This window comes from Ruegeria sp. CDSA141 (genome assembly GCF_059612005.1).
Window position 1 is genome coordinate 24,164 of sequence record NZ_JBXWPT010000007.1, and the last position, 13,548, is coordinate 37,711.

Sequence of the window (13,548 nt, forward strand, 5' to 3'; positions counted from 1 at the left end):
CAACAGGGGACCATCTGATGAAATTCGGTTTACTCAAACTCCTCACACCCATGATTGCAATTTCGGGCACAGCTGCTCTTGCAATGTCGGAAGCCGACGACGTGTGTATCGACCATTTGCGACAGGTTGGTGGACCAGACGGTCAATCCGGAACGATTGAAAGCTCAGAGTTCTCGGAAGCTGGTACGCTCGTCATGCTGCGAGACGCAGGCGGAACACTTTGGCGCTGCATCGCTTACAAGGATGGAAGCATCGGCGAGATGTCGGTTGTCGAAGCAATGGATGATGGCGGTGGAGCCCTGGACGGTGCCGCCGGGTCTACCGGTCGCCAACGTGTCAAATTCGATGCCGGGTCCACCGGTGCCGAACTCGTCGGCCAACTCGCGCCCGGCGCCTCTCATCAATATGTCCTTGGCGCGCAGAACGAACAGTTTCTGTATGTGCGTGTCGCGCCACGAAACGGGTCGTTGGACTACGTCATTCGCAACCCTGATGACTCGGAGCTTCTGAAGTTGATGTCGGCGGACAAAGAGTATCGAGGACAGCTTTGGCAATCTGGCGACCATGTCGTTGAAGTTATTAACCGGGGAAATGCGCAAGTTGACTACAACGTCATATTTGGAATCGAGTAAGTCCATGCGTGAGTTGCACTGGATTTTTGGATTGCTGGAGACCAGAAAGGGAGAGAAGAAATGAGAACCAATCTATCGCTGCTTGGAGGTGCAGTTTGTGCCCTTGCTTTGGCGGCATGTGACGATACCGGGGGATCAGTGGATACTGTGTCGCCAACCGTCGGCAATTCAAGCGACCTTTCGCCCTTTGAAGGTGCGCGCGCCGGTCAGGCTGAAACGGGGATTCAGAATCTTGGTTTTGAACTTATCCGCAGCGAAGGGCTGACATCGTACTGGTTCAACCGGAATACAGGCGCTTGCGCGCGCATTACTACATCTGAGGGTCGGTATTCAGATGTCACCATGCTTCCTTCCGCCGACTGCTGATTTTTGTCTGGATTAGTTTATTAAAGTGAAGGAGGCTGAGAAATGCACTTCGATCTTGCACACGCTGTGGTGACTGTCACAGCTTTGATAGTCACAAACCTCGTTTTGAAATCTGCCGGGGTGATCAACGAAGAAAACAAGCATCAGTGGAATTGGAAGGTTGTTTTAGCCTACTTTGTGGTTGTCCTGATCATTAACTTGGTTTGGCCTATCTGACATTTCCGCATAATCTTCTCACAAACTTTTCTGACAAAGGAGCATGCATGCGGTTCATTGCATTATTGATGTGGGCAGTTTTGGCCGCGACCTCTGCGAACTCCGACGTGACCAGTCGAAACGGTGGGCCAAGCAACGGTCAAATGCTTTCAAAGGGTGGCGACGGAGGTGTTGATGGCGTCGCTTTCTTTCGCCCAGTCTTAAGTGGAGTATTGTATCGCTCTGGTTTCAAAGGTGGCGACAAAGACCGAACGGGCCTGAGTGAAGGACAACGCGAAACTCTGTGTGATGAAGGGTTTTCAACCGGGTTTTATGCCGACTTTGGAAAAAACACTGAATACGGTCGCACCAGTTGCGGAAACGGAACCTTTGACTATCAAGGCGCCAGATCCTCCCGACCCAGCGCTGTCATGGCATCCATACACGACGTGATTGAAAACCCTGGAAAGGGCCCTGTTCTGGTGCACTGCATGTGGGGCGTTCATTCCTCCGGGGCATTGTCGGCAATGGCGCTCGTTCAGTTTTGTGGTTGGACGGAAGAAAGGGCCAAGGAATATTGGAATGATGCCCGAAACGGGGCCCCATGTTCAGGCGGGTGCGACCAGTGGATTGACTCAAAATTCGCCAACTTCAGTGTCGACCCAAAATTGAAGATCTCCACCGATCAACAGGCAGCGATTTGCCCAAAATGATATTGGGAGGACTATCCAAATGAAGTTCAATCTTCTGGGGTCACTTGCTTTCATTGCACCCACTGTCTTGTGGGCGAACGACGATGTTCTCGGTGAAGCCACTACATTTGATAGTCCCTACGGCGTTGCTGAACGCTGTATTCGGATCAAAAAAGTTCCAACGGGCGAGTATAAGAACAGCGATCTTGAGGAAGAAACAGCCTATTGCGAGATCGATTTCTATGCCTCCGAAATTGCTATTTGCCCAAAATCCTGGAGCACCAGCCCAGGAATGGCCGTCTACGATATTTCGGAAGGACCCTACACGGGGAACCGTTCTGAATTCGAGAGAAACGCTTGCAAAGAGGGGAAAGCGGCAAAAGATCTGGCCAAGGACAGGGTGGCTAAATTCAAGTCCACCATGAACCAAAAGGGCACCAGTGGAACGTTTTCCACCTCATCGCTGCTTTACTATCATTTCTCCAGATATTTCGACGCGACTGTCAAAGTTCCAGTCGCCGTTTGGCGTAGCATGGACGCCCAGGCGCATTTTTCCGAGGTCGCAGAGCCTGGCCTTGCGATTTCTGGTGGCTCTCATGGCGGGCGCATGAACCACGAAGGCTGGCGGGTATTCGCAGCTGCGGATGCCGACCCGAACACATACCAACCGGCCGATGATCTATTCACCGCAGATCGAACACAAATATACGGTGTACTGCTTGACAGTCCTGGGCATCGATACGGCTCGGAAATCAACGGCACCCGCAAATCTGGTTGGGGGAAAGGACAAAACCGTGATTTTCAGGAAACCCCAGCTTTCTTGGCTTTACGTTCTTCAAAACCATTGTCAGGGGCAATCGCAGAGGGCGTCGGAGAAGGCCGAAAAGACCGGATGATCAACAAGGATCTCGGTCCCGATGTCAGCGACCAACAGATGGCATTTTGGATGCAAGAACTTACCGAGATTGTTCTCCTCGATTTCATCTTTAGCCAGCAGGACCGCGTAGGAAACATAGACTTCACACCCTATTGGTATTGGGTCGAAGACGGAAAGCTGAAGCACAAGAAAGCCAAGCACCATGAGCCAAACGATGGAGATATTCCCGCCGAGGCACTATTGATCCGTCGCAGCAATCTAAACGACAATGATGCTGGTGGGCGGGTCGAGTATGCCAACTTCGCAAAATCCACTCAAATGCTAGAGAAAATGCGGCACTTCTCTCCAAGCACGTACCGGCGCTTGGTTGCATTGAATAGTGACCTTCAAACCCAAGGCCCGGTTTATGACTGGCTATCGCAAAGCCTTGGGCTGTCTGACAGTCAGATTGCACAAGTGGTGAAGAACACCGCGTTGGCAACGTCCATCCTAAAGAACAATTGTTCTAGTGGTGATTTGATGTTCGACTTGAACCCTGTCGCATTCTTTTTGAGAAACGACACCGAGGTAGAGGCGGTGGACTGTAATGACCCGTAAGCGTTCTGCCCTTGTTGCGGTGATCATTTGGACAACTCTGCTCGCCAGCAAAGCGGCGGCATTGGATGTCATCGTCATATCGGATCTGAACGGAAGCTACGGTTCGGTGAAATACGATGCCCGCGTGGACAAGGCGATTGAGCGGATAGTCGAGATTGATCCCGATTTGGTTATTTCGACCGGAGATATGGTTGCGGGACAGCGCATTCCCAACTTATCCGACAAACAGGTCAGGGAGATGTGGAAGGCGTTTCACGAGGCCGTATCAGATCCTTTAGAGGCTGCCGGCATTCCATTTGCGGTCACGCCTGGGAACCATGATGCCTCCGCCTACCGTGGGTTCGAGCGTGAAAGAAAAATATACGCAGAGGAATGGGCGCCGAGAAAACCAGACGTCGACTTCCTGGTTTCGGATGACTACCCGTTCTTCTACGCTTTTGAGATGCAGGGCGTAACGTTTGCGTCTTTGGACGCTACGACCTTGGGGCCGCTATCCAGCGACCAGCAGGACCGGCTAAAGGAACTGGGTGCAAATGGAGACCCGATTGTCACTTTCAGTCATCTTCCGCTTTGGCCCTTCGCGATCCAGCGCGAACGCGAAATCATCGGTGACCCAACACTTGAGAAAATCTATCTGGAAAGCGGTGTCGTTCTGCATCTGTCGGGCCACCATCATGCGTTCTACCCGGGTTGGAAAGACGGTGTGGCTTATGTTTCTCAGGCATGTTTGGGCGGTGGCCCGCGGCGGCTTATTGGCGATAGCGCCAGATCGCCTCACAGCTTCACTCATGTTACGTTCCAGCCGAACGGAGAGTTTGGGATAGCAGTATATCGAGGGCCCGATTTCGAAAGGTCGGTAAATTTCAAGTCGCTCCCGAAAGAGATCAGATCCCCGAATGCGGTGTTGAAACGATTAGACCTTGTGAAATGACTAGAGGTTGAGTTTCAGCTCAACTTTTTCAGGAACCAGATCGTTTATCATCTCTTCGATCCGGGCTTCCGACAGTCCACCCGAGGTGATGAAAAGCAAAGAAACGCGAGATTTGCCCGGAACGTGGTGTTTTCTGACCAGTTTCCAGCCAGCGTCTGCTGCCATGGCTTCAATGTCTCCGCTGACGTTCAATGAGTTTTCTTCGTCTGAAGCTTTGAGCGAAATTTCCACGCCCTTGTTTCTTCCGCCGAGCCAAATGAAACACCAACATACAATCGCCACCAGTGTGGCCATCAGTGGCAAGCCCAAACCGACCGCAAGACCAAGAACAGTCACGATTATCATTTCGACTGTATCGACCGGATCATCCAGATTGGAGCGGAACCTAAGCAACGCACCGATGCCAAAGATAACGAAACCAATCATTGACCCGTGCTGAACTACCAAGAATCCAACCGCCATGCCGATAAGCGCATAAAGGAAGAAGAGCCTTGGCATAACTATGTCGCGGACGCTTCTACGGGCTTTACGTCTCACCGGATGATAGACGATCAAGCCAGCCAGAATGATTGTGACGATCACATCGAGAGTAAAGAAATACAGTTCCTGTTTGCCACGAAATTGCGTCCATCGGCGTTCGACTACAATTTCCGACCCCGAAGCCCCGGCCAGCATCGTCGCAGGGTCGACTTGTGACACCGCAGCACCTGGCAACAGCAGCATCAACAACACGGTCACGAATGTGAGAGTCGTATTCAACTTGTCTTCCTTCTTGCTCACGCCAAAGGCTTACGCTTCACCGCAGGCATATCGTGCCCCATTCAATTCAATCGCAACAGACGGGATCAGGTAAAGAGTTCAAAGAGCATTCTTACGACATCGCAGTCGAACTGTGATAAGAACGCGATAAAGGGATGTGTTCCACACGCGAGAAAATTGAATGGCAGAAAACAAAGTGTTTCCGTCAAAACCTGCAATTTCACGGTGTTTCTGTAAACTTAGACGATTCGCTTTTACGGCCAGCTTGGTTGCGGCAGCCTTCTTGCCTTGGACCGATTTTGCCTACGCCGAAAGTGCTGGTTTGGTTCTGGTCGATAAATTCAAGGTGGCAGACAAATCAGAGGGATTTTCCGAGCCTTCCGGTTTGGCAATGTCTAACGCTGAAGGCTTCTTGTGGTCTGTAAGTGATGCCGAACCTAAACTGCACCTACTTGGGATCGACGGGGTACTAGGAAACTCTTTCAAGTTGCCAGCATTGGCAGGATCAGATTTGGAGGGCGTCGCGTCGCGCAATGATGGGTCTGTTTTGGTGCTTCAGGAAACTGATCGATCAATTCTAGTCGTGCACCCAACCGACCCTATTCAATTGACAACAATACCTCTCACAACTCTTACAGGTTACCCGGCCGCCGCTGAGTTGCTTGTCGGCAACCCATTGAACAAGGGACCCGAAGGTATCGCCGTTGACCCGAAATCCGGGAGGGTCTTCGTTGGCATTGAGGGACAACCAAGGTTGTTATTGGTCGTATCACCAGAGCTAGACGAAATTGTCGAGATCATTCCTTTAGCGAGTGAAGCAGGCTTTATCTCCGAGCGTGCGGATGATGATGAACTGGATTTGAGCGGCTTGGCTTGGTCCCCGTCCTCACGTTCTCTTTGGATTGTGAGTGACAAAGGTCGTCAGATCTTCGTCTACAATCCAGAATCCAAGTCAGTAAAGTCCATAAGTTTGACGTTCACAGAAGATGGCAATCAAAAGGAAGTTAAACATCCTGAAGGGATCGCTCTCGATGAAACCAAGGGGCTTCTTTATATCCTGACAGACGATGCTAAGAAATCGCGGCTTTATGTTTTTGAGCAACCGGAGTTGTGAGGACTTTCATACTAGTTCTCTCTGCTCTAACTGGTTGGAAACCGGGGTTAGTTGACTGAGTACCGTCGTATGAGCGTCGTACTAAGTAAAACTGCGCTCTGTTTACTGTGTTTCTTAAAAACATCACCCATCAATATATTCGAATAGCGTTAGGTTCACACATACGAACGTCATAATAAGATTGGGCTTCAACATGCTCGGTCTCCTAAAGGTTGTCAAAAATGCGCGTATTCAGCTCGGTTGTATTTGCGATCATTTGCACTCTTGTGGCCACTGTATCAGTTCCAAATACCAGCATTGCTCAAAGCTGGGACATTGCATCACAGCACTCAGTCAGCGGCGTAACGGTGTATGACGCAGATGAGCTTTTAACTTTCGCTGGTCAGTTGGCCTTCAATCGGTCAGGGCGCATTACAGCGGTGGAGGTCGCATCAACGATCACTCAGATCTACCGAGAAGACGGTTATTTCTTGGCTGAGGCTTGGCCCGGTCTCGATGGGCAGAGCATTGTTGTTGATGAAGGGCGTATTCAAACCATCGAAATTGAAGGCGTAGATACTCGTACGTTCCAAAGCTTAGAAAAGATATTTCGCCCTCTCACTACCGCATATCCAATAACTCTCCAACGATTTGAGCGGGCGGTTATGTTAGCCGAGGACATACCTGACTTGGAGTTGTCGACCGAACTTGATTATCCGGATCAGGCAGGTGCCAGGCTGAGAGTATTGGGAGAGCCTCTGCGCCAACAAGCCGGCAGTGCGACACTCGACAACCCTCCGCGTGAGCTTGGAGAAGCGCTCAGCTTCTATGTCGTGCAAGAGTTTTATTCAACGCTGACCGTCGGGGATTTGCTGCGATTTGAGGGATCAGGCAATTACAATTGGGACAAAGACGATGAGCACTCTTTATGGGGCGCTCTTACCTATCGCACGCCTCTTAACAGTAATGGTTTGTACGGTGAGATCTTCTACGGGAATGTAAACGCCAAGCGTGATATCTCTGGCGATTTCGCAAGAACTGATATCGACGGGGAAAACTTCACCGTCGCATTGGGTTACCCCGTTATCCGCGATGTCGCCCGATATGGATACCTGCTGCTGGACTACCGTCTTTCAGAAGCGGATTCAGTCAGCGGAGGCGTTCCACTATCGAGTGACGCCAGTGTCGTTGGCCTTACTTACCTTTACGGCCAGAATTACCCAAAGGGGCAAGCGCTTGAAGCAGGGTTAACTCTGTCCTTTGGCGACAACGACACGACAGACGCAAGCTTTGATGACGGGGACTCTTCGTTCTGGCATTTGAGGGGCGGCATCGGATATGAAAGCCCCCTACCGGGCTTATCGCCCAACACAGCTTGGCGGACAGAGATCTGGGGTCAATACACAACAGACCGGTTACCCTCTGTCGAAGAGTACTTCCTTGGTGATCGTTATGCGTTGCGTGGATACCGCTTTGACGAAGTGGATGGTGATTCAGGGATCTCAGCAATCTTCGAAGTATCTCATTCCTATTTCCCAAGCTCGCAGAACGTTCATCGATTGACGCCCTTCGCTTTTTTCGACGTTGGTTACATCTCGAATAATGATCCCGCCAGTTTCGAAGTGAGAAGTGCTACACTGGCATCGACAGGTCTGGGTTTGGACATTGAGTTTAAGCAAAACCTATTCCTATCAGGATACGTAGGTGTTCCCTTGAGAGACGGCCCTTTGACTGACTCTGGCGATCCTGGCGCATATCTTGCTCTGACAACAAGTTGGTGAGGATGTTATGAAACTGAACAGAATTGCGTTACTTACGACAGCTTGTTTGATTGCAGAACTGGCCGCTACACAGGTCGTTGCCGGCGGAAATCACTACGGGTGGTGCCGTGGCGTGGGGAATCCTCACCAGTCAAGCCAAGGATGCGGGCAGGCCGGTGGGCAAGGGACAGGGAATCAAATTACCGGCCCAACTCAGCCGGTAGCAAATCAGTTGCCGCCTAAGGGAACGCAGCAAACGCCCACATCCGTTACTGTTCCAGTCCTTGCGCCGGGCGCGGTTCCGAACGCAATTCCCGGTCAGGTTCCTATCGCGACACCAATAGCGGTTCCCGGTCAGGTTCCCACGCCGGTAGTAGCGCCGACCCTAGCTCCGCCTTTGACTCCAAATGCGACTCCAAACCGGGTTCCGACAGCCGTTCCAAATCAGGTTCCGCCATTGGCTACCGGGCCTACCGCGGTGCCGCCGCAAGTTCCGACTGCAACTCCCAATCAAGTTCCGATAGCTATCCCTGGCCAGGTTCCGCCTCAACCTACCGGCCCAACAGCGGTGCCGCCACTTGTGCCCACCGCGACACCAAACCAAATACCAGTCGCAGTTCCTGGTCAGGTCCCGCCTCAGCCCACCGGTCAAACTGCTGTGCCACCGCTCGTCCCGACTGCAACACCCAATCAGGTTCCCACGGCGGTTCCTGGCCAGGTTCCACAGTTGACACCAAAACCTACGGCAACTCACGTGGCCGTCCCAGGGCATCCGAAACCACAAGGCGTCGTGACGATCATGCGTCCCAAGCCGAGGCCGACAACCGGTACTGTCCAACAACCTGGCACAACACAAGTGTCCCACCATTTAACCCACCAAAGCAATGCGAAGAAACACGATCACGTCGCAGCAACACCCGGACGGCATGACCCGCACGACCTGCCGAGGTTCCGCAACGCGGCAGCCAAGGAAGACTGGGAATGCGTTGCCAGCGGATTTGGGCAACGTCGGTATGATGCCGGGCGCGGCGTGTTGCTGAACAGCGGGGCACTACGACACCTTGGAAATGTGGATGCGATGGCTCGTGATGTACCAGCACGGCACCCGAAGCATTCCGGATGCATTATCTCGGTCAAACGAAAGCAACGCTGAAGCTCGCTGGGGAGGTTTTGCGGATGTGTCGCAAACTTTGATGTCCGATTGACGGGCACGCCGGATCTGGCGTTTGTTCCCGCCGAATAGTTTTCGAACAGGTTTAAGCATGATCTCCTTGAAAGGCTGTCACTTCCCCAAAGACGCAGTTTTGTACGCTGTGTTTTTCTATCTGCGGTACACAGGGTTCCGTTGCAAAGTTTGTGGTTGTTCGGAATCCTGCTTTTGCGCCGATGGGTTAGGCGGCCAGTTCTGCGAATTGTAGAAATGGACAGAGTCCGGGCGTGAATTGACCTTTGCGGATCATGTGAGCAACTTCGATGCCGTCCAACGTTGCCGCTGCTGAAGTGAAGGCTTTGAACCCCAGCATCGGCCGGATACGCCTTTTGATGAAACGGTGATCCTGTTCGATGATATTGTTCAAGTATTTCCGCCTCACCATCTCAATTGGGATCGGGCAGCCAAAGCCTTTGAGCATTTTGTTGATGGCCTTGATGCCAGCGGTGTTGGCACCGCTCTTGTCGATCACAATCTTCCTCGGCAATCCATTTGTCTCCAACATCCTGGCGAAGAACCTTGTGGCTGCAGGTTTGTTTCGACGTCGTGAAAGCATGAAATCAAGGGTTTTGCCGTGTTTGTCGACAGCTCGATAGAGGTAAACCCACGCGCCTTTAATCTTGATATACGTTTCGTCCATCCTCCAAGAAAGGTCGCATGGCCCTTTGCGGCGACGTGCTGCTTCAGCGATTGCACCAGAATACCGTGTTACCCATCGGTTCAGCGTAGTGTGGTCCACTGAAACACCGCGCTCGGCCATGATTTCTTCCAGGTCTCGATAGGAGACACCGTAGCGAACGTAAAAGAACACTGCGAACAGGATCACGTCTTTCGGATACTGTGCACCTTTGAAAGAAATCATAAACTAACCTTCAACTGGGTAATGCCGTTCGCTACCCAGGCGCTAGCACCACAAAGGTCAATGGTCAAAAGTTTGCAACAGATCCAAAACGCGCTTAGGTGGTACCATCGGCATCGCCCTTGCCTTCGCTTTCTTTGGCGTCGGCCACTTTGTCGAGACCAAGGCAATGACCCGGATGATGCCACCGTTCATTCCCTTTGCCACGCCGCTCGTCCTGGCAACCGGACTGCTCGAACTTGGCGTTGCCGCCGGACTCATAAATCCTGCCAACCGTCGCCTGGCCGGACTTTTCGGCATCGGCGTCTTGGTCGCATTCTTTCCAGTCAATGTTTATGCCGCGTTCAATCACACCGGCATGGGCGGGCATGTTCAGGGACCGATCTACCTCCTGATCCGCGCACCGCTTCAGTCGTTGCTGATCTGGTGGGCGTGGTTCTTCGTGGTTCACCCCGGAGACGCGGTACAGTCAAACAGCCTCGGCATGATGCAAATTTTCCGGAAAGGACATTAAGATGCAGAAACATGACGTTCTCAACCTGATCAAACTGGCGGACACGGCAATAAATGCCGAAGACTTCGATACCCTCGTGGAGCTTTATGCTGACGACGCCGTTCTTGTGGTTCAGCCTGGCCAGATTGCACGCGGCAAGGTCCAGATCCGGAAGGCCTTCGAGGCAATCGCCAAGCATTTCGGGAACACGCTGACCGTCACGCAAGGTAAAGCACAGGTGATCGAGGGTGGTGGTACGGCGCTGGTGATCATGGAAACGGTGCTCCACACCGGAGAGGCCAAGGAACCAATTGACCGCCGTGCCACCTACGTTTTCGTACAAGACGAAACACGTGGATGGCTCTGTACGGTCGACAACTCCTACGGTACCGATCTGCTCGACGAAGACTAACTTCGTTGTGGCGTGGCATCATCACGGAGACGTTTCCGGCGGCGCCGGTTGATCTGGCGCCGCCCTTTTTTGCTCCCAAGGCATACCGGCTGCATTGGCACCGCTCTTGTGAATCACGATCAATTTTGGAATTCCGTTGGTGGATAACGCTTTGGCAAGTAATCTGATGGTTGCCGGACGATTCCGTCGCACAGACCGCATAAATCAAGAGTATTTCCTGCTTTGTCTATGGCTCGATAGAGGTACTTCCACTTCCCACGAACACGCAAATGGGTTTCGTCCATACGCCAAGATTTCAGTGTTAGGCGCTTTTTCGAACGGTCGCGTGCTGCGACCAACGGTGAATGTTTCGCCACCCAACTGTTCAAGGCAGTGTGGTCAACCCGCACATCGCGTAAAAAAAACCGCATCCTTGGGGAAGTGACTGCCTTTCGAAAAGAACATGGTAGTACCTGTTTGTGATCTATCCAAAGGCAACAAACGCGGGACCCAGTGCTCTTTTCAAACCAAGTCCAAAATGTGCGACACAACCCACTAAAATAGACGAACTAGCCTGGGTCTGAAAACGGATCGGGAGGTGTATTCAATCGAAGATGTCGCATGAAGGCCCGCGCGATTCTTGGAACCGGTTTTTGATCTGATACGACAAAGTGACCGCGATACCGCATCGGAGACTCAAATCGGACAAATGCCAAGTCGGGAGATCGATAGTGGTACACTGGAAAGGGGTTGATAACCGCCAGTCCCAACCCTTCACGTGCCATGTCCGCAGCGGCAAAAGAGGTGGAGACTTCTGCAACTATTTTCGGCTCGGCGCGAACCTGATGAAGCAATCGGTCAAGTTGTCCGCGCCGTCCATGTCTATACGTTAGGGCGATCAACTCCTGTTCATGCAGGTCAACCGGTTTAAGTATCTTTCGCCCGGAAAGCGGATGCTCGGGTCGCATAACGCAAACTGCGGGAGACTCGCGAAATGGGATGAGTTTGATACCAGCCCGGCTTTGTTCGATCCCGGTTACCGCAAGATCGAAACGGTTCTCAAGTATACCAAGCGTAACCATATCCGAAGTTGTTACCTCCAGGTTAACGAAAAACTCCGGGTTTCCTCGAATGAAGCTTGCGATGAGGGAAACGATATATCTATGCGCATAGCTGGGCGGTGCGACGAGGCGCAGTGTCTCCTGCACAGTTTCACCCGGACCATCGATACGGTCCAATGCCTCGAATAAGGGATCCAGCCGCATATTGAGCCTCACGGCCTCTTGTGTGGGTCGCAATCGGCCCGCATCGCGCTCAAACAGCGTTCTGCCAAGTCGAGCTTCCAAGCTGCTGACGGACCGGCTTACTGCTGATTGAGACAAGCCAAGTTGTCGTGCTGCCGACGCGGTTGTTCCAGACTGCATGAGTGCGCGTAGTGCTTGATACTCTGGCAGCGAGTGCCAGTTGCGTGGTTTCTTCAATTGCACGACACCCACATGATTCCGACTAGCTCTATGAGTAAAACTCATCAATAATTTTTGCAATTATGATGATAGCGTCTGTTAGCGTGTATCGAAATGATACTAGATCGGATGATGCAAAGTTGAGCACATATCCTCTTATCTTCGATGGGCACAACGACGTATTATCGAAGCTTTTTTCGTCGGGTGGTTTGGCTGAAGCTGACCGCTTCGTAACCGGTCTCGAAGGTGCGATTGATCTTACCAAGTCCAAGGTAGGTAGATTTGGGGGAGGTTTCTTTGCCATCTGGGTTCCATCCCCCATGGACGTCGATGCCAAGATGGAAGAGATGGTTCAGCCCAGCTATGATCTGCCGCTTCCTGATCAGATCGATGCGGAAGACGCTTTGCCAGCGGCTATGAGCCAGATTGCCATTTTGCTTGAGCTGGAACGATTGGGTGCGTTGAAAGTGGTCCGCTCGGTTTCAGATATTCGGGCTTGTAAGGCACAGGGTCAGATGGCGGCCATATTCCATATCGAGGGTGCCGAAGCGATTGACGCCGATCTGCACTCACTCGACGTTTTCCATGCAGCCGGGTTACGTTCTCTCGGGCCGGTCTGGAGCAGGCCGAACATTTTTGGTCACGGGGTGCCGTTCAGATATCCATCGGGGCCGGATACTGGTCCAGGGCTGACAGATCACGGATTGCGGCTCGTGCAGCGCTGCAACGCGCTTGGCATCATGTTGGATTTGTCCCATCTCAATGAAAAAGGGTTTTGGGACGTGGCGCGATATTCGGAAGCGCCGTTGGTTGCAACGCATTCAAATGCCCATTCAATCTGCCCACATGCGCGAAATCTAACCGATGACCAGCTACGCGCCATTGCGGAAAGCGACGGGATGGTCGGTCTTAATTTCGCCGCAGCGTTTCTGCGTGAAGACGGACGGATGTTGTCTGATGTGCCTTTGACGCAGGTGCTCGTGCACCTTGATCATCTGATCGGCGTTTTGGGCGAAGATCGCGTCGGGCTTGGGTCGGACTATGATGGGGCAGTGGTGCCGGATGAGATAACAGATATCTCAATGCTGCCCAGATTGAGAGATGCCATGGAAAACCATGGATACGGCAAAGAGCTCGTCAAGAAGCTCTGCCAGGAAAACTGGTTGCGTGTACTTGAAAAAACCTGGGGATCGTAACCGTTGTTGAGAGATCTGATGACAGAGAGGACAA

At 52.2% G+C, this 13,548-nt stretch carries 15 protein-coding genes and 1 pseudogene; 11 read left to right on the plus strand and 5 right to left on the minus strand.

Going from position 1 to position 13,548, the window contains the following annotated elements; translation table 11 throughout:
• The first annotated feature begins 17 nt into the window (after nucleotides 1-17).
• From AC2FLP_RS11820 to AC2FLP_RS11840, 5 genes are all read left to right on the plus strand, one after another.
• Entirely contained in the window at nucleotides 18-632 is a 615-nt protein-coding gene (locus AC2FLP_RS11820; protein WP_496684675.1) for a hypothetical protein, read from the plus strand.
• A 60-nt stretch (nucleotides 633-692) separates the two neighbouring features.
• Nucleotides 693-998 (plus strand): hypothetical protein, encoded by a 306-nt coding sequence (locus AC2FLP_RS11825; protein WP_496684677.1) that lies wholly within the window; start codon nucleotides 693-695, stop codon nucleotides 996-998.
• A 42-nt stretch (nucleotides 999-1,040) separates the two neighbouring features.
• Complete coding sequence (locus AC2FLP_RS11830) at nucleotides 1,041-1,214, plus strand: hypothetical protein (RefSeq protein WP_299902641.1); 174 nt, start codon at nucleotides 1,041-1,043, stop codon at nucleotides 1,212-1,214.
• A 711-nt stretch (nucleotides 1,215-1,925) separates the two neighbouring features.
• A complete protein-coding gene (locus tag AC2FLP_RS11835; RefSeq protein WP_496684678.1) occupies nucleotides 1,926-3,359 on the plus strand; it encodes a hypothetical protein in 1,434 nt (477 codons plus the stop codon).
• Nucleotides 3,349-4,290, plus strand: a complete 942-nt coding sequence (locus AC2FLP_RS11840) for a metallophosphoesterase family protein (protein WP_496684680.1) — start codon at nucleotides 3,349-3,351, stop codon at nucleotides 4,288-4,290. Before AC2FLP_RS11835 ends, AC2FLP_RS11840 begins: the two co-directional genes overlap by 11 nt.
• Here the strand turns inward: AC2FLP_RS11840 and AC2FLP_RS11845 are convergent, their stop codons facing one another.
• The gene (locus AC2FLP_RS11845) at nucleotides 4,291-5,049 is read right to left on the minus strand and encodes a DUF4956 domain-containing protein (RefSeq protein WP_496684682.1); all 759 of its coding nucleotides are present in this window, start codon (nucleotides 5,047-5,049) and stop codon (nucleotides 4,291-4,293) included.
• Between the two features lie 181 nt (nucleotides 5,050-5,230).
• On the opposite strand from AC2FLP_RS11845, the gene AC2FLP_RS11850 reads away from it, so the two are divergent.
• From AC2FLP_RS11850 to AC2FLP_RS11860, 3 genes are all read left to right on the plus strand, one after another.
• Nucleotides 5,231-6,163, plus strand: coding sequence for an SdiA-regulated domain-containing protein (locus AC2FLP_RS11850; RefSeq protein ID WP_299902629.1), 933 nt, complete (start codon nucleotides 5,231-5,233; stop codon nucleotides 6,161-6,163).
• A 221-nt stretch (nucleotides 6,164-6,384) separates the two neighbouring features.
• Nucleotides 6,385-7,923, plus strand: a complete 1,539-nt coding sequence (locus AC2FLP_RS11855) for a ShlB/FhaC/HecB family hemolysin secretion/activation protein (RefSeq protein WP_496684684.1) — start codon at nucleotides 6,385-6,387, stop codon at nucleotides 7,921-7,923.
• Between the two features lie 835 nt (nucleotides 7,924-8,758).
• Nucleotides 8,759-9,055 (plus strand): hypothetical protein, encoded by a 297-nt coding sequence (locus tag AC2FLP_RS11860; protein ID WP_299902623.1) that lies wholly within the window; start codon nucleotides 8,759-8,761, stop codon nucleotides 9,053-9,055.
• A 238-nt stretch (nucleotides 9,056-9,293) separates the two neighbouring features.
• On the opposite strand, the gene AC2FLP_RS11865 is transcribed toward AC2FLP_RS11860, so the two are convergent.
• Nucleotides 9,294-9,974, minus strand: a complete 681-nt coding sequence (locus AC2FLP_RS11865; RefSeq protein ID WP_496684685.1) for an IS6 family transposase — start codon at nucleotides 9,972-9,974, stop codon at nucleotides 9,294-9,296.
• A gap of 112 nt (nucleotides 9,975-10,086) precedes the next feature.
• Here AC2FLP_RS11865 and AC2FLP_RS11870 point away from each other — a divergent pair, with 112 nt between their 5' ends.
• Nucleotides 10,087-10,485: a DoxX family protein gene (locus tag AC2FLP_RS11870; RefSeq protein ID WP_496684800.1), complete on the plus strand. Its 399-nt coding sequence runs from the start codon at nucleotides 10,087-10,089 to the stop codon at nucleotides 10,483-10,485.
• Nucleotide 10,486: 1 nt separating this feature from the next.
• A complete protein-coding gene (locus tag AC2FLP_RS11875; RefSeq protein WP_299897621.1) occupies nucleotides 10,487-10,876 on the plus strand; it encodes a YybH family protein in 390 nt (129 codons plus the stop codon).
• A 119-nt stretch (nucleotides 10,877-10,995) separates the two neighbouring features.
• On the opposite strand, the gene AC2FLP_RS11880 is transcribed toward AC2FLP_RS11875, so the two are convergent.
• The 3 genes and pseudogenes from AC2FLP_RS11880 to AC2FLP_RS11890 all read right to left on the minus strand — a co-directional run.
• Entirely contained in the window at nucleotides 10,996-11,286 is a 291-nt protein-coding gene (locus AC2FLP_RS11880) for a DDE-type integrase/transposase/recombinase (protein ID WP_496684688.1), read from the minus strand.
• Nucleotides 11,287-11,424: 138 nt separating this feature from the next.
• Nucleotides 11,425-12,120, minus strand: a complete 696-nt coding sequence (locus AC2FLP_RS11885; RefSeq protein WP_299898359.1) for a LysR substrate-binding domain-containing protein — start codon at nucleotides 12,118-12,120, stop codon at nucleotides 11,425-11,427.
• Nucleotides 12,121-12,144: 24 nt separating this feature from the next.
• A pseudogene (locus AC2FLP_RS11890) lies at nucleotides 12,145-12,384 on the minus strand (helix-turn-helix domain-containing protein); the annotation flags it as partial.
• 74 nt (nucleotides 12,385-12,458) lie between these two features.
• Here AC2FLP_RS11890 and AC2FLP_RS11895 point away from each other — a divergent pair.
• Nucleotides 12,459-13,514: a dipeptidase gene (locus tag AC2FLP_RS11895; RefSeq protein ID WP_496684690.1), complete on the plus strand. Its 1,056-nt coding sequence runs from the start codon at nucleotides 12,459-12,461 to the stop codon at nucleotides 13,512-13,514.
• Nucleotides 13,515-13,548: the final 34 nt, after the last annotated feature.

What these genes read in the sequence shown, in the direction of transcription:
- AC2FLP_RS11820 (WP_496684675.1), top strand. Translation starts at nt 18, where the DNA reads ATGAAATTCGGTTTACTCAAACTCCTCACACCCATGATTGCAATTTCG.
- AC2FLP_RS11825 (WP_496684677.1), top strand. Translation starts at nt 693, where the DNA reads ATGAGAACCAATCTATCGCTGCTTGGAGGTGCAGTTTGTGCCCTTGCT.
- AC2FLP_RS11830 (WP_299902641.1), top strand. Translation starts at nt 1,041, where the DNA reads ATGCACTTCGATCTTGCACACGCTGTGGTGACTGTCACAGCTTTGATA.
- AC2FLP_RS11835 (WP_496684678.1), top strand. Translation starts at nt 1,926, where the DNA reads ATGAAGTTCAATCTTCTGGGGTCACTTGCTTTCATTGCACCCACTGTC.
- AC2FLP_RS11840 (WP_496684680.1), top strand. Translation starts at nt 3,349, where the DNA reads ATGACCCGTAAGCGTTCTGCCCTTGTTGCGGTGATCATTTGGACAACT.
- AC2FLP_RS11850 (WP_299902629.1), top strand. Translation starts at nt 5,231, where the DNA reads ATGGCAGAAAACAAAGTGTTTCCGTCAAAACCTGCAATTTCACGGTGT.
- AC2FLP_RS11855 (WP_496684684.1), top strand. Translation starts at nt 6,385, where the DNA reads ATGCGCGTATTCAGCTCGGTTGTATTTGCGATCATTTGCACTCTTGTG.
- AC2FLP_RS11865 (WP_496684685.1), bottom strand. Translation starts at nt 9,974, where the DNA reads ATGATTTCTTTCAAAGGTGCACAGTATCCGAAAGACGTGATCCTGTTC.
- AC2FLP_RS11875 (WP_299897621.1), top strand. Translation starts at nt 10,487, where the DNA reads ATGCAGAAACATGACGTTCTCAACCTGATCAAACTGGCGGACACGGCA.
- AC2FLP_RS11880 (WP_496684688.1), bottom strand. Translation starts at nt 11,286, where the DNA reads ATGCGGTTTTTTTTACGCGATGTGCGGGTTGACCACACTGCCTTGAAC.
- AC2FLP_RS11885 (WP_299898359.1), bottom strand. Translation starts at nt 12,120, where the DNA reads ATGCGGCTGGATCCCTTATTCGAGGCATTGGACCGTATCGATGGTCCG.